We start from the raw sequence: 22,619 nt of genomic DNA, 5'->3' as shown, positions 1-22,619 counted from the left end.
CTACCTGGCCCGCTCCCACCCCCGTCGGGGTGGCCGGGAGCCGAGCCGGTCGTCACGGCTCCGGTACACGATGTAAGGGCGGGTCAGGTAGCCCAAGGGCATCGAGAACACGTGCACCAAGCGGCTGAACGGCCAGAACGCGAACAAAGTCCACGCGGCCAGGGCGTGCAGCCTGAAACCCAGCGGCGCCGAGGCCATGAGTTCCGGGTCCGGGCTCAGGGTGAAGATCGAGCGGAACCACGGTGACACCGACTCGCGGTAGTCGTGCGGGTGGTCGGTGAGGTTGCCCAGCACCGTCGTGCCCAGGCCCAGCAGGATCGTGCCTACCAGCAGCACGTACATGACCTTGTCGTTGCGGGTGGTCGTGGAGAACACCGGGCCGACCGTGCGGCGGCGGTAGATCAGGATCGCCGCGCCCACGACCGTGCACACGCCCGCGATCACGCCCAGCCCGACCGCCGTGACGTGGTACGCCGTCTCGCCCACCCCGACCGCCTCGGTCCACGACTTGGGCACGAGCAGGCCGCCCACGTGGCCCAGCGCGACGAACAGGATGCCGAAGTGGAACAACGGGCTGCCCAGCCGCAGCAGCCGCTTCTCGTGGAGCTGCGACGAGCGGGTGGTCCAGCCGAACTTGTCGTACCGGTACCGCCACACGTGACCGCCGACGAACACCGCGATCGCCACGTACGGCACGACCACCCACAGCATCACGTCGAGCGTGCTCATCGCGCTCCCTCCCGGGGCATGAGGTACGGGGTCAGGCCGACTTCCTCCTCGGGCGGCCCCTGGGCGGCCAGGCCCGCGATGGTCTCCCGGTCCAGGCCGCGCAACGGCGACAGCGTGGCCGACACCGAGTCCAAGACGGGCGCCCACGGCGACGAAGCCTCGCGCAACCCCAGCCGCAGCAGCTCCAGCCCGGCCCGGTGCTCCTCCAGCAGCGTCCGGCCGGTCGGCGAGATCGCCGCGAACTCCAGCACGACGGACACGTGGTCGGGCAGTTCGCCCTCGTCCAGCACGAGTCCGGCGGCGCGATACGTGTTCTTGAACCGCAGCAATGCCATCCCGCGCTTGCGTGTGTCGCCGTGCACGAAGTACGTCAGGTACGGGCTGAACCGCTTCCGATGGTCGAACGTGGCAACGTACGACGCGGCCAGTTCCGTGGGCGACGTCGCGTCCACGTGGTTCAGGAACACTTCCAGCGGCGTGCCCAGCGGTGCGGGCAGGGTCGCCACCGACTCGCGCAACACCGGCCGCAACCCCAGCAGGTGCGCATCGGGATATCCCAGCAACAGCGACTGGACCTGCCACGCGGTCTCCGTCACGACTCCCCCTCGCGCGGCGGGAACAGCCCCTCGGGCCGTCCCTTGCCGTCCCAGTTCAGCAGGTTGACGCGGCGGCTCTTGTCGACCGGCGCGGCGACGGTGTCGCCGGTCTGCCGTTCGCGCAGCAGGTGGAAGTTCTCCACGGCGATCGGCGACGCGCCGCCCGACGACTCGCCGAACGGCCCGTCCATCCCCGGCCCGCCCTCGTAGTCCAGGCTGCACCCGAGTTCCTCCAACCCGTGTGCCTGTTCGGCGTGCGCGGCCGGGATGACGTAGCGCTCGTCGTACTTCGCCAACGCCAGCAACCGGTACATGTCGTGGACCTCGACACCGGTCATGCCCACCGATGCCGCCACGCTCTCGCGCGGCGCGTCGCCGAGGTTGATGTCCCGCATGTACGAGCGCATCGCGGCCAGCTTGCGCAGCACCGACTCGACGGGCTTCGGGTCGCCGGCCGTGAACAGGTTGGCCAGGAAGTCCACGGGGATGCGCAACGCTTCGATGGCGCCGAACAGGTTGCCGTGGTCCTCGGCGTCGTGCCCGGTGTCGCGGACGACGTCCACCACGGGCGACAGCGGCGGGATGTACCAGACCATCGGCATCGTGCGGTATTCCGGGTGCAGTGGCAGGGCCACGCGGTACTTCTCGATCAACGCGTACACCGGGGACCGCCGGGCCGCCTCGATCCAGTCGGTCGGGATGCCCGCGCGTTCCGCCTCCCGTGCCACGGCCGGGTCCGAGGGGTCGAGGAACACCCCGCGCTGGGCCTCGTACAGGTCCTTCTCGTCCGGGGTCGACGCGGCTTCGAGCACGCGGTCGGCGTCGTACAGCAGCAGGCCGATGTACCGCAGGCGTCCCACGCACGTCTCCGCGCACACCGTGGGCATGCCGACCTCGACGCGCGGGAAGCAGAACGTGCACTTCTCGGCCTTGCCCGTGCGGTGGTTGAAGTACACCTTCTTGTACGGGCACCCCGACACGCACATCCGCCAGCCGTGGCACCGGTCCTGGTCCACGAGCACGATGCCGTCCTCGCTGCGCTTGTAGATCGCGCCGGACGGGCACGACGCCGCGCACGACGGGTTCAGGCAGTGCTCGCAGATGCGCGGCAGGTAGAACATGAACGTGCGCTCGAACTCCAGGCGGACCCGTTCGGAGAGCATCGGGTCGCGCTGCCCGTGCGGCCCGCCGAGGTTGTCGTCCCAGTTCGCCGACCACGTGATCTTCGTGGGCTCGCCGCTGATCAACGAGCGGGGCCGGGCCACCGGGGTGTGTTCCTGCAACGGCGCGTTCGTGAGGTTTTCGTAGTCGTAGGTCCACGGTTCGTAGTAGTCGTCCAACGCGGGCAGCTTGGGGTTGCTGAAGATGCTCAGCAGTCGCCGCAGCCGACCGCCGCCGCGCAGCGTCAACTTCCCGCGCTTGCCCAGCGTCCACCCGCCGCGCCACCGCTCCTGGTCCTCGTAGGTGCGGGGGTAGCCCAGGCCGGGCCGGGTCTCCACGTTGTTGAACCACACGTACTCGACCCCGGACCGGTTCGTCCACGCCTGCTTGCACGTGACCGAGCAGGTGTGGCAGCCGATGCACTTGTCGAGGTTCATCACCATGGCGAGCTGCGCCATGACGCGCATCAGTAGGTCACCTCCTGGGAGCGACGGCGGATGACCGTGACCTCGTCGCGCTGGTTCCCGGTCGGGCCGAGGTAGTTGAACGCGAACGAGAGCTGGGCGTACCCGCCGATCAGGTGCGACGGCTTGACCAGCAGTCGGGTCAGCGAGTTGTGGATGCCGCCGCGCTTGCCGGACGTCTCGGCGCGCGGCACGTCGATCAGCCGGTCCTGCGCGTGGTGCATGTACACGGTGCCCTCGGGCATCCGGTGCGAGACGATCGCACGGGCCACGACCACGCCGTTGCGGTTGACCGCCTCGATCCAGTCGTTGTCCGCCACGCCGATCTTCTCGGCGTCCACAGTGGACATCCAGATGGTCTGGCCGCCCCGGGACAGGCTGAGCATGAACAGGTTGTCCTGGTACTCCGAGTGGATCGACCACTTCGAGTGCGGCGTCAGGTAGCGGACGGACAGTCCCCGCGGACCGTGCTCGCCGACCCTCGGCTCGTCGAACAGCGCGGTCATGTCCAGCGGCGGCCGGAACACCGGCAGCCGCTCGCCGAGTTCGGCCATCCAGTCGTGGTCGAGGTAGAAGTGTTGGCGTCCGGTGAGGGTGTGCCAGGGCTTGAGGCGTTCGACGTTGATCGTGAACGGCGAGTACCGGCGTCCACCGCTCTCCGAACCGGACCACTCCGGCGAGGTGATCACGGGCACGGGCGCGGCCTGGGTGTCGGCGAACGTGATCCGCTTGCCCTCGTGCTCGGCGGCGAGGTCGGCCAACTTGGTGCCGGTGCGCTTCTCCAACGTTTCGAAGCCCTGCACGGCAAGGTGTCCGTTGGTCGTGCCGGACAACGCCAGGATCGTCTCGCACGCGTCGAGGTCACGGGCCAGGGAAGGCCGCCCGTCGGCGGGGCCGCCGCGCACCGTGCCGTTCTTCCTGGCCAGGTACTCGATCTCCTTCTCCACGCGGAACGTGATGCCCTTGGTGGTGGCGCCGAGCGAATCGGCCAGCGGTCCCAACGCGCCCATCTTCGCCGCGATCGCGCCGTAGTCGCGTTCGACGGCGGTCAGGCGCGGCATGGTCACGCCCGGGATCGGCTCGCACTCGCCCCGCTTCCAGTCCCGTACGCGGCCGTGCGGCGTGGCCAGCTCGTCGGGCGTGTCGTGCAGCAACGGCGTGGCCACGACGTCCGTGCGCACGCCCAGGTGGGTGGCGGCGAGCCGGCTGAACGCCTCGGCGATGGTCCGGAACGCCACCCAGTCCGTGCGGGTCTGCCACGGCGGTGCGATGGCCGGGTTGAACGAGTGCACGAACGGGTGCATGTCCGTGGTGTTGAGGTCGTGCTTCTCGTACCAGGTGGCGGCCGGCAGCACGACGTCGGAGAACAGCGTCGTGCCGGTCATCCGGAAGTCCAGCGACAGCAGCAGGTCCAGCTTGCCGACCGGCGCTTTCTCGTGCCACACCACGTCCTTCGGGCGCAGCGACGGCGGCGTCTCCTCGGCGCGCAACGAGTCGTCCGTGCCCAGCAGGTGGCGCAGGAAGTACTCGTTGCCCTTGGCCGACGAGCCGAGCAGGTTCGCCCGCCACACGCTGAGCACGCGCGGGAAGTTGCGCGGGTCGTCCGGGTCCTCGCAGGCGAACCGCAACCGGCCGGACTTCAGCTCGGCCACGACGTGGTCGGCGACCGGCAGCCCGGCCTCGGTCGCCTCGTCGGCGAGGTCCAGCGGGTTGCGGTCGAACGTCGGGTAGGACGGCATCCAGCCCAGTCGCGCGGACTGGGCGATCAGGTCGGCGGTCGTGCTGCCCGCCAGCTTGCCGCCGGTCACGGCGCCGGCCAGCGCGCCCGCGCCGAACCGGTCGTAGCGGAACTGGTCGGTGTGCAGGTACCAGAACGCGGTCTGGATCATCTGCCGCGGCGGGCGCGACCAGTCCAGGCCGAACGCGAGCTGCGCCCACCCGGTGATCGGCCGGCACTTCTCCTGGCCGACGTAGTGCGCCCACCCGCCGCCGTTGACACCCTGGCAACCGGTGAGCGTGGTCAGGGCGAGGAACGCCCGGTAGATCGTGTCCGAGTGGAACCAGTGGTTGGTGCCCGCGCCCATGATGATCATCGACCGGCCGCGGGTGCGCTCGGCGTTGTCCGCGAACTCCCGGCCGATCCGGGCCGCGGCCTGGGCCGGCACACCGGTGATCGGCTCCTGCCAGGCGGGCGTGCCGGGCTGGGACGCGTCGTCGTAGCCGGTCGGCCACTCGCCGGGCAGTCCCGGCCGGTGCACGCCGTACTGGGCGAGCATCAGGTCGAACACCGTGGTCACGAGGTGTCCGCCCACGCGGCGGACCGGTACGCCCCGGCGCAGTTCGCCCTGGGATCCGTCGGCCGCGTCGAACCGGGCCAGCGCGACCGTGACCGGTTCCCCGGAACCGTCCGCCGACAGCAGCGGGTCGACGTCGCCGAGGTCGAGGTTCCACCGGCCCTCGCCCCGCTCGCCGTAGCGGTGGCCGAGCGAGCCGTTGGGAACGACCGGCTGCCCGGTCTCCGCGTCGATCAGGACGGTCTTGAACGCCGCGTTCTCCTCGTCGTGCCCGAGGTCTTCGGCGGTGAGGAACTTGCCGGGCCGGTAAACGTCGCCGTGCTCGTCGAGCCGCACCAGGAACGGCAGGTCGGTGTAGCGCTTGACGTAGTCGGTGAAGTAGGGGACCTGCCGGTCGACGAAGAACTCGCGCAGGACCACGTGGCCCATGGCCATCGCCAACGCGCCGTCCGTGCCGGGCCGGGCGGGCAGCCACTCGTCGGCGAACTTGACGTTGTCGGCGTAGTCCGGCGCCACCGCGACGACCTTCTGGCCCCGGTAGCGGGCCTCGGTCATCCAGTGCGCGTCCGGCGTGCGCGTCACCGGGATGTTCGAACCCCACATGATCAGGTAGCCGGCGTCCCACCAGTCGCCGGACTCGGGCACGTCGGTCTGGTCGCCGAACATCTGCGGCGAGGCCACGGGCAGGTCGGCGTACCAGTCGTAGAACGACAGCATCGTGCCGCCCAGCAGCGACACGAACCGCGCGCCCGAGGCATGCGACACCATCGACATGGCCGGGATGGGGGAGAACCCGGCGACCCGGTCCGGGCCGTAGGCCCTGATCGTGTGCACGTGGGCGGCGGCGACCAGTTCGGCCGCCTCGTCCCACGTGGCGCGGACCAGCCCGCCCTTGCCCCGCGCGGCCTTGTAGCGCCGGGCCTTGTCGGGATCTTCGACGATCTCGGCCCACGCTCGGACCGGATCACCCGTGCGGGCCTTGGCCTCCCGGAACATCTCCAGCAGCACGCCGCGCACGTACGGGTAGCGCACCCGGGTCGGCGAGTACGTGTACCAGGAGAACGCGGCGCCACGCGGACACCCGCGCGGCTCGTACTCGGGCCGGTCCGGGCCGACCGACGGGTAGTCGGTCTGCTGGGACTCCCACGTGATGATCCCGTCCTTGACGTAGACCTTCCACGAGCACGACCCGGTGCAGTTGACGCCGTGCGTGGACCGCACGACCTTGTCGTGGCTCCACCGGTCCCGGTAGAACGCGTCGGCTTCGCGTCCGCCCTTGATGTGCAGCGTCCGCAGGTCGGACGAGACCTCCGCGCGGGTGAAGAACCGACGGGTGTTGACGAGTGCCTCGGACAGTCCGGTGCTCACCGGGTGGGCTCCCTTCACAGGGTTCGGGGCCGGGAGACGCCCACCGCGCGGCGCACCGCCGTCGAGGTGAACGCGAACGAGCAGACCGCGACGACGACCAGTGCGGCCAGGCCGAGCGCGTAGGACGACAGCGCGCCGTAGAGCGCGCCCATCAGCAGCGGCGGGACGAAACCGCCCAGGCCGCCGGCCGCGCCGACCACGCCGGTGACCGAACCGACCTTGTTCGCCGGCGCCAGCAGCGCCACCAGGGCGAATACCGCGCCGCTACCCGCACCGAGCGCGGCGGCCATGGACAGGAACGCGATCGTGCCTACTGGTGCCAGCGACGGCGTGAACACCTGGGCGAGCGCGCCCAGCGTGACCACGACCAGGGACACGGCCAGCACCCGCACCGGTCCGACCCGGTCCGACAGCCAGCCGCCCATCGGCCGCATCACCACGGCGAGCAGGACGAACCCGGCCATCCGGTTCGCGGCGTCGGCCTGCGCCAGCCCGTAGGCGGTCTTGAGGTAGGCCGGGAGGTAGACGGAGAACGCGACGAACCCGCCGAAGACCACCGCGTACAGCGCCGACGCCTGCCACGTGACGGGCAGGCGCACGGTGTCCGCGAGGCGCCGGGCGACCGAGCCGGTCGGCACGACCCGGCCCGGCGCGTCACGCAGCGTCAGAGCGGCCACGACGGCGTAGAGGGCGAGCGCTCCGGCGGTGATCATGAACGGCGCCTGGATGCCCCAGCTGCCGACCAGCTTCACCGTGGTCAGGGCGCTGATCGCGGTGCCGCCCATGCCCGCGCCGAACACGCCGATGGCCAGACCCCGGCGTTCGGGCGGGAACCACGCGTTGACGAACGGCACGCCGACCGCGAAGGCCGTGCCGCCCAGACCCAGGAAGAACCCGCCGATCAGCAGGGCCGCGAGCGAGCCGTGCCCGATCGTGCCCAGAAACAGCACCGGGACGATCGTCACCGCCGAGACCAGCGGGAACATCACCCGCCCACCGAACCGGTCGGTCAGCGCGCCGACCGGGATCCGGCCGACGGAACCGACGACCACGGGCACCGCGACCAGCAGCGCCTGCTGGAACGCGCTGAGCTTCAAGTCCTCCTTGAACAGGGGACCCAGTGGGCTGAGCAGGGCCCAGGCCCAGAAGTTGACCGCGAACCCGACTGTGGCGAGTACCAGCATGGGGGTGCGGCCTGAGGACGTCGATGTGGACATCGCCGGCTTCCTTACGCGGTGGGTGGTCGTCCCCAGCATCAGTCGAGGTGAGGACCGTCGCACCCCGAGGTGTTCCCCGGAACGGGCGACGGCGGAGTGCTTCACCGAGCCTGCTTCGGGGTGGTCACGGACCACAGGGCAGCAGGTCACCTTGTGATCGGGCCCTTCGGCTGTAGGCCCGGGGCACAAGATCACGGTGGGGTGCGATGTTCATCCGATCCGGCTAACGCGCCGGTCCGAGTGCCCGATACGGGTCACGTCGTCCCGTACCCTCCGGAGGCATCCGCATGTCCGTCCCCACCCGTCGTGCCGGTCTCGCCATGGTCGTCCTGCTCGGTGTCTCGGCGTGTGGCGGCGAGCCCACGGTCGGTACGCCTGTGTCGTCGTCGGGTGTTTCGCCGGCCGCGCCGTCCTCGGCTGCGTCCTCGGCCTGGAAGCGGCAGCCCGAGATCAAGGTCGACGACGCGAGGTTCGGGTTCGGCGATCGGGTCGGCGACGAGATCTGGGTGTCCGGGACGGCCAAGGGTGCGGCCGTGGTGTTCGTGTTCGACGCCGAGACCCGGGAGTTGAAGGAGACCGTCACCAAGTCCAAGAACTCGTTGGCCGCCGCGGACAACGTGAACGCCATCGCGGTGACGGCGTCGGCGGTGTTCCTGGACACGGGCGCGGGCAACCTGCACGGGATCGACCGGGCCACCCACGAGGTGGCGGTCTACCGGCAGCTGCCGGCCGCCAAGGACGGTGCCAAGCCGGGGAAGCCGGTGTCCACGCGTGACGGCAAGGCGGCCTACGTCGCGGTGGGGGAGACCGTGTACGAGTTGGACAAGGCGGACGGGACGCCGGTGCGGACGTTCACGCTCTCCAATCCCGGGGTGACGGTGCCTTCGGGCAGTACGACCGACTACCGGCTCCTGGGGGTCGCGGGTGGGTTGGTCTGGTACGGGGCGGTGGTCAAGACCACGCCGCTGAGCGGGCCGCCGGTCTACGACCGGTTGTTGACGCTCGATCCGGCGTCCGGGGCGGTGAAACCGTTCCAGGTCAAGGCGGACGGGACGATCCTCGGGCCGGAGACGGTGGGGGACAAGGTGGTCTTCTCCTACTTGAACACCCTGTGGGTCGTCGATCCCCGGAGCGGGGAGGCCCGGGAGTTGCCCAAGACCCGGTTGGCGGCGCGGGCCGAGGCCTCTTCGTTGAAGGACGTCGACGGGTTGTCCACCTACGGGGACGAGGTGGCGTTGATCGACGAGGGGTTGATCGAGTTGGTCGACCTGGGCGGTGGGGCGTCGACGTTGGTGCCTTCGGAGTGCGATGTGCCCAAGCCCGAGTTCGGCGCTTGTGTTTACGGGGATGTGGTCATGGCCGACGACTCGTTGTGGGCCATTACGCCCAGCGCCCTGGTTGTCTTCACTCGTTGACGCGTTTGGGCGGTAGCGGAAGCGGTTCGCGCTTGGTGGGCGTCGTTCGGGGTGTGTGTCAGAGTCTGCGGGCCGAGCGCCAGGCGGTCGAGTAGAAGCCGCCGCCGTCCAGGAGCGAGGCGCCGCCCACGTCGCCCATCGTCGGGCCGTTGATCCGTTCCCGGCTCGAGACGAAGCGGTGGTGGCCGCCGTCGTCCACGCCCAGGTATACGCCTACGTGGTCGAGGGTGTCGGGGTCGTCCTCGACCTCGAAGAACACCAGGTCGCCGGGTTGCAGGGCGCCGTAGTCGGTGGCGCGGGTGCCTCCGTCGGGGACCAGTTCCACGCCGGGGCCGACGTCGGCGATCGCGTAGGCCCGGCGGGGGAGGCCGTCGCCCTCCTCGTTCGAGCCGAGCAGTGGCAGGCCGAGTCGGTAGCCGAAGATCAGGCGCACGTAGCCCGAGCAGTCGACCGAGCCGTAGCGGCCGGTTTCGGGCTCGCCGTCGGGGGCGTCGGGGAACTTCCAGTCGATGCCCAGGTAGTCGTAGAAGTCCGACTGTTCCTGGCGTCCGCTGCCCGACGGCTTCACCGGGCCGAACGACGCGTCGCCGCGGAATCGGACGCCTGCCGCGTCCTTTTCCTCCGGGGCGTCGATCACGTACTCCATGGCGGTGGCCAGGACGTCCGGGCGGGTGTCGGTGCGGGTGGGGGTGAACCACTCGCGGAACCACTCGTCGGTTTCCGCGCCGGCCCGCCAAGGTCGGGGCAGTAGGCGTACCCATGCCGAGGTGTCGACCGTGGCCGAGGTCGACTTCGGTTCGCTGAACGTGCGGCGTGGTCCGTTGACCACCGCGGTGCGTGCGTCGTCGGTGAGCACCGCGACCACGGCGCCGGTTCCGTCGCGCACGATCGTCCTCGGCGGATTGTCGGCGCGGTCGTAGGACAGGGCGGCGGGGTCGGGCACGTCGACGGCGATGTGGGCGGGGTCGTCGCGGGACAGCCAGACCGTGAGACCTGCTGCCAGGATCGCGACCGCGACGACCACGACCCAGAGTGCACGCCTGCGTGCCATTCCCACCTCTTCCGGGTCCTGTTCAGACGGTCGGCAGCAGTCCGGAGAGGATACCGCTGGCCAGGACACCGTAACCGGCCGCGCTGACCGTGCTCGTCGCCACGATCGTGACGACCGGAGGCTGGCGGACGAGCTGGTAGGCGATCAGGCCGGGCACGACGAAACCCAGTGTCTGGTGGGGGAAGAGCAGCGGGAAACCGTTCTGGAGCAGCATGAACAGCGTGACCTGCAACAGCACGCCGCTGAGCACCACCGCCGCGAACAGCCGCTTGCCGTAGAGGATCACGAACCGCTGGAGCAGCTTGACCACCCCGAACGTCACGCCGCTCATGACCACGACGAGCAGCGCCCGCCGGTAGTCCTCGACCAGGGTCAGCGCCAGCCAACCGGGCGTGATCATGCCGCCGGGGGACAGGTTGGTGGTGAGGTAGCAGCCGAGCGAGAAGACCAGGCCGATGGCCAGGCCGAGGGTCGCCACCTCGGGCAGGAGGGTCGTGCCGTCGGTCATGGGTTCGTCCGTGTCCGGTCGTGGGGGCGGTCGGGTGGGTCGCGTCGGTCCGGTGCCGGCCATTCGCCGGTCGGGCCGGGGGCGTGTTCGCGTCGTGGTGCGTTCTGCCGGTGGGCGCCGTGGAGGTCGACCGGGCCCTGGTCCTGGCGGTCGGGGCGAGGGCGGTCGCCGGTCGGCCGCTGCTCGGGGCGGGGCCCGGTTCGGCGGTCGGGTGGCGGGCCGCCCGGATGGCCGCCCTGGGGTCCACCCGGATGTCCGCCGTGGCGTCGGGTCGACCCGTGCTCGGGCCGACGCGGTGGCCCCGGTCGGTCGGGGCGGGGTGCGCCGTCGGAGTTCTGCCGTGCCGGGTCGTCGGGGTGGCGGTGCCCAGGTCGGTGTTCCGGCGGGACTGCCGGGCGGGCGGCCCCGCGCGGGTCGTCCTGCGGTGTGCGGTCCGACTGCCGCGGTCGCCCGGGATGCGACCGGTCGGTGTGCCGCGGTTGTCCGGGGTGCGGTCGGTCGGTGTGCGTGGGTGCCGGGTGGCGGTCGGGCGGGGCAGCCGGTCGTGATCGGCGGGACGGTGGTTCGTCGGGGCGCGATTCCGCGTCGGGGCGGTGTAGGCGACCGGTTCGTGTCGGTCCGCCGGTGGCTTCGCGTGGCTCGTGACCGGGTGGTTCGGGTGCACGGCGCCGACCGGTTCCGGGGTCGTGGGGATCCGGTGCGGGCCGGCCGCTGCCGGGCTCGTCCGCCAGACGTCGGGGTTGGTAGGTCCCCGGTCGAGGGCGGTCGTCCGGGCGTCGGGCCGGTGCCTCGGCGGGAGCCTGAGGTCGGGCCGGGGCGGCGTCGTGTGCGCGGTCGTCGACGAGACGGCGGGGACGGTAGGGCCGCGGGGCCGGTGCGTCTGCCGCGTCCCTTGGTACGAGCGGCAGCAGTTCGGTCGGCGGGTCGAGGTCGTACCTGCCGGGACGGGGGCGGGCCGGGTCGGCGGAGCGGTGTTCCTCGTCGGCCGCCATGCCGTGGCCGGGTCGGTCGTGCGGCGGCGGGACGGGACGGGGCAGGTCGCGTGCCGACGTGTCGGCGTGGGATCGGCTGTGGCCCGGTGCCGGCGGTCGAGGCAGGTCGCGTGCCGAGGTCTCGGCGCCGGGGCCGGACGGGAGGCGGCCCGGTGCCGACGCGTCGGCGCCGGTCGGTCGGTTTCGGGCGGGGCCGGGTGCCGCCGTCGGGTGCGGTAGGTCGCGGGCCGACGTGTCCGCGCGGATGGGGCCGTGGTCGGGTCCGGCAGGCCTGGTCCGGTCGGGGGCGGCGGGGTGCCGTAGGTCGTGTGCGCGCGAGCGGCCGTGGTCGGGTGCCGCCGGGCGGCGCGGGTCGTGGGCCGGGAGGCGGGCGTGGTCGCGGTCCGGTGCGGGCCGGTGGTCGTCCGGCACGGTCGTCCGGCGGGGGGCCTGGTCCGCGGCGATCTCCTCGAACTCGTCGAGGGCGTGCAGCAGGACTTCGCCCTGGCCGTGGATGTTGCCGATCGCCACCAGGGAGACCTCGTCCTCGACCTTCGCGAGGATCTCCGCCACCAGCTCCTCCGGGCCCCGGCTGCCGCCCAGGTCGCTCACGCGGTCCTGCCACGACTCGGCGATCGTCGACCGGGCACTGCGGGTCGGCTCGCCGATCAGCACGACGTGGTCCGGCTCGATCCGGGCCACCAGCTCGCCCATCTGCCGGTTGCGCTCGACCCGGTCCGGGCGGCAGTTGATCACCACGTGCAACGGCCGGGCGATCGCGCCCTGCTCCAGCAGGCGCTCGATGTTCATCAGCGTCGACTCGGGGTCGTTGGCCGCGAACACGTTGGCCATCCGCACGGTCTTCCCGTGCACCGCGCGCGTCTGCACCGACAGCACGCCGGGGTCCGGCGGCGCCGACCACATGCCCGTCAACGCCAGCTGCCGGTTCACGCCCAGCAGTTCCGCGACCTTCAACGCGATCGCGACGTTCTCCTTGAACGTCACCCACGTGAACCCGGCCATGTCCTCGTCGCTGACCGACTCCGGGTCGACGGCGATCAGCTCGCAGTCCCGCTTGGCCGCCTCCTTCTCCAGGATGTGCAGGCGGTCGCGTTCGGCGGTCACGCACACCCCGCCGACCGGCATCGACCGGCTCAACGAGCGGGCCACGTCGTCCAGCGTCGGGCCCATCTCGGCGAGGTGGTCCTCGCGGACGTTGCACAGCACGCCGATCGTGGACTGGATCAGCTTGCTCTGGTTGATCTCCTGGAGGTCGGGCATGACCGCCATGCACTCGATGACCAGCACGTCCGACCGGTAGGCGGCGGCCCGGCGGACGATGCCGATCTGCTCGACCACGTTCGCCACGCCGAACTTGCGGTAGACCGGTTCCTCGGTGCCGTCGGGGTGGATGAACCGGGCCGCCGTGCCGGTGGTCTTGGCCGTGGTGACCAGACCGCCGCCGCGCAGCGCCCCCGCGCACAGCCGCGTGATCGAACTCTTGCCGCGGATGCCGTTGACCAGCACCCGGTGCTCGATGGCGTGCAGGTGCGCGAGGTGCCGCCGCTGCTCGGCGATCCCGGCCATGAGCAGTCCGCCGACCATGACCAGGTAGACGACGTACAGGTAGGTCACGAGGACCCCCGTCGCACCGGCTCCTCGATCCTGCCCATGAGCACGGTCTGGTCCGTCGCGGCGCCCCGGGGCCGGCGGACGGCCCCGAGCCGGCCCGGTCCGTGCACGACGGCCTGGCGGCAGATCTCCAGGCAGGACGCCATGGTGCCGACCTCGTCGTGCCGCTGCGGGTAGATCACGGACGTCACGTCGCCGTCGACCACGGCATCGGCCGACCGCGCCAGGCGGTGCAGCGGCAGCAGCACCGTGAACAGCAGCCAGCCGTGGCCGAACAACGCGATCAGGGCGACGAGGAGCGCGGCGAGCTGGGCGTGCTTGCGGGTCTCGTTGAGCGGCAGGGCGAGTTCGGCGCCGGGGCGTTCGGTCACCACGGCCCAGCCCAGGTCGCCGGCCTCGCCGCCGGACACGGCCGCGGACGCGACGATCACCTGCCCGCCCGGCGTCGAGTGCGTGGCGCCGACGAGTTCGCCCGCCTTCGCCTTGGCCACGCCTTCGCGCAGGTGCGCCTCCGTGACCTGCGCGAACGCCACGTACCCGTCGGTGGAGCCGATCGTGCGCAGGTCGCCGTCGACCAGGCGGGCGTGGCCGGGCACGCGGCCCAGCAGGGCCTGGAGGTGGTCGAGGTCCAGCTCGGCGATCGCGGAGCCCGCGCCGTCGGGCAGCGGCACCTCGGCGAAGATCACCGGCACCCGGCCGTCCTGGTTCTGCTGGCGGAGCCGGGGTTCGGTCGCGGGTGTCTCGGTGTCGCGCAACGGGTCGCGCCCGTCCGTCGCGATGGCCTTGCCCGCCTTGTCGACCAGGTAGACGCTGCGGTAGCGGGGCTGGGCCGCGTTCAGGTCGCGCAGCGCGCGGTTCAGCGCCGCCGTGTCCTTGGTGGTGACGACGTCCCGGAGGTCGGAGAGGCTGTCGTTGAGGCTGCGCCGCAGGGTCTCGGTCGCCATGCCGGTCTGGGAGCGCACGGCGGCGGTCACCGAATCCGGGATCCGCACCTCGTCCGACCGGAACTGCACGAGCATCCCGGCTGACCATGCGAACAGCGTCGCGGCGAGCGCGATCGTGACAGCACGGGCGGACACCTTGCGCCCCCGTGGGGGCTTGGCATCGGGACGGCCGGCGATCAGGTCACGGCACTCGCGCGCGGCGGCGACCACCCGGTGCACGTCGTCCGTGCGGTACCGGCCGGGCTCGGTGGCGAGGTCGCCGGCGGCGACCCGGAGCAGGTCGCGCCGTGCCGCCCGGATCGGGCCGGTCACCACGCCGCGCACGACCAGGAACCCGACGATCGCCAGCAGGGCCAGCAGGGCGGCGGGCACCAGCCCGGAGCCCTCGTCGCCGTCGTACGGCGTGCCGGTCGCGACGACGACCACGGCCAGGTCGAGCCCGGCGGGCGCGGCCGAGGGCGTGACGCGGGCGAACGCGAGCGTCGGTGTCCGGTCGCCGTCGGGGGTGCCCAGCAGCACGCCCGGTCCGCCGGCGGCGTTGCGGCCCGCCCGTGTGGCCAGGGCGGCGACCGCGGCGTCGAGCTGGGCCTGCTGCCCGGCCGACCCGGCGATCCGCCCGGACAGCGTGGTGAGCACGAACCGCTGCCCGAGCGTGTCGTCGGCGACGGGCTGGGGCAGGCGGATCGCGGTCGTGGCGGCGAGGACGCGTCCGCCGTCGAGCGGGGTGACCGCGAGCAGTTGCGGCTCGCCGTCCTCGGCCACCAATGCGACCACGGAGCCCCCGGTCGTCACCGACGGGAGCGCGGTGGCCGGGACGGCCTTGCCGCGCGTGGCGGCGGCGGTGCGCCCGGAGTCGGTGAACAGGGTGAGGCCGAGCCACGTGCGGGCACGGGCGGCCTTGTCCAGGAGCGCCGCCGGGTCGCCGGGCGGGTTCGCGGCGGCGGTGCGCAGGTCGGCGAGCGCCTGCGAGGCCGTGGCGCCGACCGACCGGGCCGCGGACTCCGCTGTGTCACGCTGCGCGTCGAGGAAGGCGGTCGGTACCTGCGGGTCGTTCCGGCCGCCCAGGAACAGCGCGGTGGCGGCGGCGACCACGAGCAGGGCCACGAGCATGGCGACCGGGAGCCTTCGCACTGTCGCCGGAAAGGTCGACTCCGGGAGCTGCCTCTCCAATCGCTTGAGTCGGACGTCACGGTCGGTGACAGACTTCGGTCGCACCACTTCTCCGAACTCTCATCCGTACGAGTGGTGCGCCTCCCGATCGCGCGACCCTCAGGACTGTTAGGTCGTAGATTGTGCACCACTCGGTACCTTTGCCAAACCCGGATAGGTGATTTGGCCTAGCCCGAAAGGGTGAGTTGAATTACGTAAGGTGACTAACCGTGCGGTGCTTGCGCTGGTCGCGGCCCTGGCACTGACTGTGATAATCACCGGGGTCCTGCTCCGGTTACCGGACCGGAAGACCGCCGAACGGGTGCCCACGCTCGACGGAGTCCTGGGCGACTTCGTGGCCGCCCTGTCCGAGGACGCGCCGTACCGGCCGCCACCCGCGTCGGACCGCGAGCGCTTCGCCGACGCGCTGAGCCGACTCGACGACGGCGTCCTGCGCGATCTCGGCGCCCGGGTGGACCGGGCCGTCGACCAGGCCACCGGGCGGCCCTACGCCCTCGTCGACGCCCGCATGTGGGGCCTGTACGTGGTCGACCTGTCCGCGCCGGTCCGGCTCGCGGTCCAGGTCCCCCACCCGGCCAACGACCTGCGCACCGACGGGCTCGGGCTGGACCTGTTCCGCCGGGTGCCGGGTGCGGTGCTGTCCGTGGCGGGCACCCACCGCCGGGCGGGCGACGGCGCGGGCGACGTGGCGCACCGGACCGACTCGGTGTTCCACGCCGTGGCCGCCGAGCACACCGGACGCGGGCTGGCACAGGTCCAGGTGCACGGCTTCGACGACGCGAGCCTGCCCGACGTCGACGTGGTGCTCTCGCCCGGCGCGGCCCGCGACGGCGACCACCTCAAGGGCGTGGCCGACCGGCTCGACGAGGACCTGGAGGTGTGCCGGGCGTGGTCGCGGGACTGCGACGACCTCGAAGGCCGCACGAACGTCCAGGGCGAGGAGGCGGCCGAGCACGGCGTGCCGTTCGCGCACGTGGAGCTGAGCCGGTCGGTCCGCGAGTCGGCCTCGTCCCGACGGCAGGTTGTGGACGCGCTGGCCGAGTGGCGGTGATCGGGCCGGTGTCGCGGGCCGCTTCCGGCGCTGCCGGTTGTGGTCGCAGGTCGGTGGTCGGGCGCCATCGTCGTGGCGCCCGACCACCAGTCACATGCTGCCGTCGGAACGCCCGGGAACGGGGAACGGTTGCCCCGCCCCGGGTCCGCGTGCTCCTAGGAGCTGTTTGAAGTTCGGATCTAGGTGGGCCCGGTGGTGTGCTGGTTGGGCTGGTAGAACACGGATGTGGCGCGTTTTGATCTGACCGATGCCGAGTGGGCGTTGATCGAGCCGCATATGCCGGTGGCGGCCACCGGGCCGTTGCCACGTCGGGTGCGGGAGCAGTTCAACGGGATCCTGTGGCGGTTCCGCACCGGGTCAGGCTGGCGTGACGTGCCCGAACGGTACGGTCCCTGGTCCACCGTCTACTCCCGGTTCAACACCTGGGCGAAGACCGGAGTGTTCCAGACGCTGATGGAGGCGCTGATCGCCGAGGCCGCCTCCCGCGGACAGGTCGACCTGGAACTGGTGAGCGTGGACTCCACGATCGTGCGGGCACACCACGAATCGGCCGGACTCGCGGTGACCGGGGAGACCCTTGACGCGCTGGAACAGGCGTTGACCGAGGAAAAAGGGGCTCCGTTGCCCGTCCAGCGGAGCGTGCTGCGGGTGGTGCGTCGCGGTCCGCGCCGGACACGACCGACGCGGGCACATCTGCCGGTCGGGACCGTGCCGCCCGTAGGCGCCGTCGGAAGGCGCGGGCTGCGGCGGCCGGGCTCGGCCGGTCCCGGGGCGGGCTGAGCAGCAAGGTCCACACCGCGGTCGACGCCGCCGGGCTGCCGTTGGCGTTCGTGCTCACCCCTGGCCAGGCCGGGGACAGCCCGCAATTCCGGACGGTGCTGGACCGGATCCGGGTTCCCGGCCCGGTCGGAAGGCCGCGCACCCGTCCGGACGCGGTGGCCGCGGACAAGGCGTACTCCTCCAAAGCCAACCGGGCCTACCTACGCCGCCGCCGGATCACGGCTGTGATCCCGGAGAAGACCGACCAGCGGGCCAACCGCAGGAACAAGGGCTCCGCCGGCGGGCGGCCTGTGTCCTTCGATCCCGTGCGCTACCGGCGGCGCAACACCGTCGAACGCCTCTTCCAGAAGATCAAGACATGGCGCGGACTGGCCACCCGCTACGACAAGACACCACAAAGCTACGAGGCCGGACTGCATCTACGAGGAGCCATCATGTGGTTGAAGACCCTTACCCCAACCACATGATCCCAACCCCAAACAGCTCCTAGGTGGGGTTCGGTGTGTGCTGGTCGGGCTGGTAGAACACGGATGTGGCGCGTTTTGACCTGACCGATGCCGAGTGGGCGTTGATCGAGCCGCACGTGCCGGTGGCGGCCACCGGGCCGTTGCCGCGGCGGGTGAGAGAGCGGTTCAACGGGATCCTGTGGCGGTTCCGGACCGGGTCGGGCTGGCGTGACGTTCCGGAACGGTACGGTCCCTGGTCCACCGTCTACTCCCGGTTCAACGCGTGGGCCAAGGCCGGGGTGTTCCAAGTGCTGATGGACGCGCTGATCGCCGAGGCCGCCTCGCGCGGGCAGGTCGGGTTGGAACTGGTGGGTGTGGACTCCACGATCGTGCGGGCGCACCACGAATCGGCCGGGTTGGCGGTGGCCGGGGAGACCCTCGACGCGCTGGAACAGGCACTGACCGAGGAAAAAGGGGCTCCGTTGCCCACGCAACGGCGGGTACTGCGGGTGATGCGCCGCAGGCCGCACCGGACACCGCCGACGCGGGCACGTCTGCCGGTCGGGACCGTGCCGCCCTCCGGCGGCGCCGGACGACGCGGGCTGCGGCGGCCGGGCTCGGCCGGTCCCGGGGCGGGCTGAGCAGCAGGATCCACGCCGCGGTCGACGCCGCCGGGCTGCCGTTGGCGTTCGTGCCCACCCCCGGCCAGGCCGCGGACTGCCCGCGGTTCCAGGCCCTGCTCGACCGGATCCGGGTCCCCCCGCGGAGCCGGTCGCCCCCGCATCCGTCCGGGCGCGGTGGCGGCGGACAAGGCCTACTCCTCCAAGGCCAACCGGGCCTACCTGCGCCGCCGCCGGATCACGGCGGTGATCCCGGAGAAGGCCGACCAGCAGGCCAACCGGAAGAACAAGGGCTCCGCCGGAGGACGACCGGTCTCGTTCGATCCCGTGCGCTACACGCGGCGCAACACCGTCGAACGCTGCTTCCAGAAGATCAAGACATGGCGTGGCCTTGCCACACGCTATGACAAGTCGCCAGAAAACTACGAAGCCGGGTTACACCTACGTGCAGCGATCATGTGGCTGAAGACCCTGACCCCAACCACATGATCCAAACCTCAAACAGCTCCTAGTACCAGTCGGTGCAGACCACCGTCCGGACGATTTCGTGGACCTCGGCGCACGCGCGCATGACCTTGCCGCTGTCGTTGAAGGCCCGCGTGTACGCCACCGTGTGGGGGAACATCGGTGTGATGCCCAGCTGGGTCCAGATGCCCGCGTTGGCCTGGCTGATGTTGGCGGCGCGGTCGACCCACAGGTAGTAGGACCCGCCGGCGGTGAACCTGGCCCACGCGCAGGCGTTGGTGCTGCTGTACCGCAGCTCGAGGACCCTCTGGGCGATGGGGAGGGTGAAGGTCTTCTTGGTGCTGACGCCCGTGAACGAGCTCGGGTCGGAGTTGTCCACGCAGTTGGCGGCGGTTTCCGCCGCGGGTGCCGCCGACGCGGTGACAAAGGAGCCGAACAGTGCGGCGACGGCCAGGGCGGCGGCCGTCGCGGTGCGGATGAACTTCACGAAGTGTTTCCCCTCTATCGGGATCGAGGTATTCGGGTGCGGGCGTCCCGAATGGCATGACAGGGTCCGGCCACCCTTTTCCGGGAGCGCGCGGAAGGGTTGGCCGGGTGGTGTATCGCGTGATTGCCGCTGGTGCGGTCTGGATCGTGGTCGGCGGCACCGCCGTCGTGGTGCCCGACATCGATCACGTGCTGTCGTGCGAATGTCGGGAAAGGTGATGGGAAAGCTGCTCGGTCACGAGCCGGTGCGCTTCTAGTACCAGCCGGTGCAGAACACCTTGACTGCGAATCCGTCCCAGACCTCGGCGCACGCGCGCATGACCCTTCTGTTGTCGTTGTATGCCCGCGTGATCCCTGCGGTGCCGTTCAGCTGGGTGATGCCCAGCTGGGTCCAGATGCCCGCGTTGGCCTGGGCGATGTTGGCCGCGCGGTCGACCCACAGGGGGTCGCCGGAGTTGGCGTTGCCCAGATAACCCCAGGCACAGGTGTTGGAGCTGTACCACAGCTCGATGCGCCTGCCGAAGACGGGGGTGGTGACCGACTTCACGACCTTCTGGTCGGGGAACCCGGAGGGGGTGGAGCCGTCCGTGCAGCCGATGGCGGTTTCCGTCGCGGACGCCGCCGACGCCGTGGCGAACGAGCCGAACAGTGCGGCGACGGCCAGGGCGGCGGCCGTCGCGGTGCGGATGAATTTCACGAAGTAGTTCCCCTCTACAGGATGGGGGCATTCGGGGACAGGTGTCCCGAGTGGCGTGGCAGGGCTCGGCGACCCCTTTCGCGGATGCGCGGAAAAGGGGTCGGCCGGATGTCTTCCTGGCTACTGCCGGAGAAGTGAGGAGCGCGGTTGGCGGCTAGCTCGCCCCGACGCCTTCGCGGAATGTCATCGAATCCCCCCGGACTCGCCCGGTCTGGCGCCGGGAACACACGGACACTAACCGACGTCCGGTGCCCGGCACAATGTCCTCCGAATGGAGTAGTCGGGTATTTCTGGGGCATTCGGTGAACGCTGGGACAGCGTTTTCGTTGAGTCAATCGGGCATTCTTCGCGGTCGGGACCTCGCACCCGGTGTCCTGGGGCGCCACGACCGCGGACATCACGCGAGCGGCACCGCCGTCGATCACCGGAACGGGCGCGGACACGTGGGCGGTCGAGTCGGTGGAGCCGGGACCACGTCGTGGGCGGGCGTCCCGTGCCGTTGCCTCGATCGGGGGCGGCGGGGTCGGGTCGGCCGGGTGGGGGCGTGCCGGTCGCTACGGTGGTGGCCTCGGCGATCGGGGTCGTGCCATGGTGAGGTTGGACCGCTTGGTCAACGTGCTGGGCGGCTACGGGGTGCGGCTGTGCTGCTGCCCGGTGCCCAGGTCGGCCGCGCTGCGCGACGTCGTCGTGCACGACCCGGCCGACGACCGGCCGGTCACCGGTGACGTGTTCCTCGCCCTGGGTGCCGAGTCCGTCGACGACGCGGTCAAGTGGGCCGCGCGGGCGCGGGCGGTGTGCGTGCTGGTGCGCGGGGACGCTGCCGTCGAGCGGGACGCGGCGGTGCTGGGCGAGTCGGCCGGTGTCGCGGTGCTGGTCGTCGACCCGGCCGTGTCGCTGACCGAACTGGCCGGCGTGGTCTACGGCCTCGTGCTCGAAGGGCGGGAGACCGAGTCCGGACGCGGGCCGACCGACCTGTTCGCCCTCGCCGACAGCCTGGCCGACGCGGTGGGCGGCGCCGTGGTGATCGAGGACCGGTCCGCCCGGGTGCTCGCGTACTCGTCACCGCAGCACGACGTCGACCCGGCCCGGGCCGACACGATCCTGCACCGCCGGGTGCCCGAGTGGTTGGGTGTCCTGTTGGACGGACGCGGGGTGGCCGCGCACCTTTCCTCCTCCGACGAGCCCCTGTTCGTGGCGGCCGAACCCGATTCCGGGTTGTCCGCCGGCCGGATGGTCGTGGCCGTGCGGTCCGGGCGGGAGCTGCTCGGATCGGTGTGGGTCGCCTGCGCCGCGCCGCTGGCGGGCGGCCGGCGGTCGGCGTTGGCGGACGGCGCGCGGACGGTCGCGTTGCACCTGCTGCGCTCGCGGGCGAGTGCCGACCTCGAACGCCAGGTGGAGTCCGACCTCGTGATCCGGCTCGTCGAGGGCACGGCCGACGCCGCGACCGTGGTCAGCCGGCTCGGTCTGGTCGGCGGCGCGCTGCGGGCGATCGCGGTCCGCCCGCACGGCGTCGACGAGCGGCAGGCCGCGCTGCTGCTCGCCTTCGACCGGGCCACGACCGGGTTCGGGTGGTCCAGGCCCGGCCGCAGCGCCCTGGTCGGCAGCACGCTCTACACGGTCCTGCCCGGTGACGACGTGGCGTCGGCCCGCGCGTGGGTGACCGCCTTGCGCACCGGGCTGCCGTTCCCGGTGGTCGCGGGGATCGGGGGCGTGGCGTCGGCCGCCGACCTGCCCGCCGGCCGCCAGGAGGCCGACGAGTGCCTCGCGCTGCACGAGGCCGGGCTGACCGTCGAGCCGCCCGCCTACGACGAGTCGTGGGACGACATCCTGCTGCAACGGCTGCGTGCCGCCGCGCGCGTCGGTCGCACGCCCGCGCGCGGACCGGTCGTCGAGCTGCGGGCCCACGACCGGCAGCACGGCACGCACTACGCGGCCACGTTGCGTGCCTGGCTGGAAGCGCAGGGCGATCCGGCCGTCGCCGGTGAACGGCTCGGCGTGCACCAGAACACCGTTCGCAACCGGCTGCGGCGGATGGCCGAGGTGACCACCCTCGACCTGGACGACGCCCGCAAGCGGCTGGCGATGGTCATCGCGCTGGCCGTCGCCGACGACCCTGTGGCGAACCGACAGCCCGGACCGTCGGGTTTGTAGCCGACGGACAACCGCCCGCGCGCCCTGCCGGCACATCCTGGGACCACCAGCGACAGCACGTGCGGAGGCGGCCATGATCGACGAGTCGAAGGCGGTCGTGTCGGTCCTCGGCGACGACGAGCGGGCCGAACTCGACTGGCTGCGCGCGGAGAACGCCTTCCTGCGCGCCCAGTGCGACGCGCTCGTCTCCATCGCGGGCGGCTACGCCCGCGACATGGAGGTCCTCCTGCGCCGCACGTCCCGTCGCTGATCCCCACCGGACCACTTCCCGGTCCCGCTCGGGCCGCGCGCCGAACTCACCGGTCCGTGCGGGTTCCGTGCCGTCAGGGCGGGAGAGACCCCACCCCAGTCCCGCCCTGACGGCACGACTTCTCCCCCGAGTGGTAGAGATCCGGCGTCCGTG

General features: G+C 71.6%; 15 protein-coding genes and 2 pseudogenes. 6 read left to right on the top strand and 11 right to left on the bottom strand.

Annotated elements, in window-relative coordinates:
• From narI to F4559_RS19350, 5 genes are read right to left on the bottom strand one after another with little or no spacing between them, the layout of a single operon-like run.
• Window positions 1-729, bottom strand: coding sequence for a respiratory nitrate reductase subunit gamma (narI, locus tag F4559_RS19370; RefSeq protein ID WP_184670652.1), 729 nt, complete (start codon window positions 727-729; stop codon window positions 1-3).
• A complete protein-coding gene (narJ, locus tag F4559_RS19365) occupies window positions 726-1,325 on the bottom strand; it encodes a nitrate reductase molybdenum cofactor assembly chaperone (protein ID WP_184670650.1) in 600 nt (199 codons plus the stop codon). Before narJ ends, narI begins: the two co-directional genes overlap by 4 nt.
• Window positions 1,322-2,953, bottom strand: a complete 1,632-nt coding sequence (gene narH / locus F4559_RS19360) for a nitrate reductase subunit beta (protein ID WP_184670647.1) — start codon at window positions 2,951-2,953, stop codon at window positions 1,322-1,324. The genes narJ and narH overlap by 4 nt, the downstream gene beginning before the upstream one ends.
• On the bottom strand, window positions 2,953-6,612 hold the full coding sequence (locus F4559_RS19355; protein ID WP_184670645.1) for a nitrate reductase subunit alpha: 3,660 nt from the start codon (window positions 6,610-6,612) through the stop codon (window positions 2,953-2,955). The genes narH and F4559_RS19355 overlap by 1 nt, the downstream gene beginning before the upstream one ends.
• 14 nt (window positions 6,613-6,626) lie before the next feature.
• Complete coding sequence (locus F4559_RS19350; RefSeq protein ID WP_221447293.1) at window positions 6,627-7,829, bottom strand: MFS transporter; 1,203 nt, start codon at window positions 7,827-7,829, stop codon at window positions 6,627-6,629.
• Window positions 7,830-8,116: 287 nt separating this feature from the next.
• Here F4559_RS19350 and F4559_RS19345 point away from each other — a divergent pair, with 287 nt between their 5' ends.
• Window positions 8,117-9,244 (top strand): hypothetical protein, encoded by a 1,128-nt coding sequence (locus F4559_RS19345; RefSeq protein WP_184670643.1) that lies wholly within the window; start codon window positions 8,117-8,119, stop codon window positions 9,242-9,244.
• A gap of 58 nt (window positions 9,245-9,302) precedes the next feature.
• Here the strand turns inward: F4559_RS19345 and F4559_RS19340 are convergent, their stop codons facing one another.
• The 4 genes from F4559_RS19340 to F4559_RS36435 are packed head-to-tail and all read right to left on the bottom strand — an operon-like array spanning window position 9,303 to window position 15,481.
• Window positions 9,303-10,295 (bottom strand): NlpC/P60 family protein, encoded by a 993-nt coding sequence (locus F4559_RS19340; protein WP_184670641.1) that lies wholly within the window; start codon window positions 10,293-10,295, stop codon window positions 9,303-9,305.
• A 22-nt stretch (window positions 10,296-10,317) separates the two neighbouring features.
• Window positions 10,318-10,803 (bottom strand): poly-gamma-glutamate biosynthesis protein PgsC/CapC, encoded by a 486-nt coding sequence (locus tag F4559_RS19335; protein ID WP_184670639.1) that lies wholly within the window; start codon window positions 10,801-10,803, stop codon window positions 10,318-10,320.
• The gene (gene pgsB / locus F4559_RS19330; RefSeq protein ID WP_184670636.1) at window positions 10,800-13,409 is read right to left on the bottom strand and encodes a poly-gamma-glutamate synthase PgsB; all 2,610 of its coding nucleotides are present in this window, start codon (window positions 13,407-13,409) and stop codon (window positions 10,800-10,802) included. Before pgsB ends, F4559_RS19335 begins: the two co-directional genes overlap by 4 nt.
• Window positions 13,406-15,481, bottom strand: a complete 2,076-nt coding sequence (locus tag F4559_RS36435; RefSeq protein ID WP_184670634.1) for a HAMP domain-containing protein — start codon at window positions 15,479-15,481, stop codon at window positions 13,406-13,408. Before F4559_RS36435 ends, pgsB begins: the two co-directional genes overlap by 4 nt.
• A 253-nt stretch (window positions 15,482-15,734) precedes the next feature.
• On the opposite strand from F4559_RS36435, the gene F4559_RS19320 reads away from it, so the two are divergent.
• The 3 genes and pseudogenes from F4559_RS19320 to F4559_RS19310 all read left to right on the top strand — a co-directional run bounded on the left by F4559_RS19320 (window position 15,735) and on the right by F4559_RS19310 (window position 18,906).
• Window positions 15,735-16,571, top strand: coding sequence for a hypothetical protein (locus F4559_RS19320; protein WP_312865725.1), 837 nt, complete (start codon window positions 15,735-15,737; stop codon window positions 16,569-16,571).
• Between the two features lie 225 nt (window positions 16,572-16,796).
• Window positions 16,797-17,818, top strand: a pseudogene (locus F4559_RS19315) (IS5 family transposase).
• Between the two features lie 65 nt (window positions 17,819-17,883).
• Window positions 17,884-18,906, top strand: a pseudogene (locus tag F4559_RS19310) (IS5 family transposase).
• Window positions 18,907-18,925: 19 nt separating this feature from the next.
• Here the strand turns inward: F4559_RS19310 and F4559_RS19305 are convergent.
• Window positions 18,926-19,369, bottom strand: a complete 444-nt coding sequence (locus F4559_RS19305; RefSeq protein ID WP_184670632.1) for a DUF2690 domain-containing protein — start codon at window positions 19,367-19,369, stop codon at window positions 18,926-18,928.
• A gap of 252 nt (window positions 19,370-19,621) precedes the next feature.
• Window positions 19,622-20,065 carry a hypothetical protein gene (locus tag F4559_RS19300; RefSeq protein ID WP_184670630.1) on the bottom strand — a complete coding sequence of 148 codons (444 nt, stop codon included), beginning with the start codon at window positions 20,063-20,065 and terminating at the stop codon, window positions 19,622-19,624.
• Window positions 20,066-20,653: 588 nt separating this feature from the next.
• On the opposite strand from F4559_RS19300, the gene F4559_RS19295 reads away from it, so the two are divergent.
• On the top strand, window positions 20,654-22,216 hold the full coding sequence (locus F4559_RS19295) for a PucR family transcriptional regulator (protein ID WP_184670628.1): 1,563 nt from the start codon (window positions 20,654-20,656) through the stop codon (window positions 22,214-22,216).
• A gap of 73 nt (window positions 22,217-22,289) precedes the next feature.
• Complete coding sequence (locus F4559_RS19290) at window positions 22,290-22,466, top strand: hypothetical protein (RefSeq protein WP_184670626.1); 177 nt, start codon at window positions 22,290-22,292, stop codon at window positions 22,464-22,466.
• The last annotated feature ends 153 nt before the right edge of the window (window positions 22,467-22,619 follow it).

The organism is Saccharothrix violaceirubra, assembly GCF_014203755.1.
In the GTDB taxonomy this organism is placed as follows: Bacteria; Actinomycetota; Actinomycetes; order Mycobacteriales; family Pseudonocardiaceae; genus Actinosynnema; species Actinosynnema violaceirubrum.
This window is presented reverse-complemented; position numbering and strand designations above follow the sequence as displayed.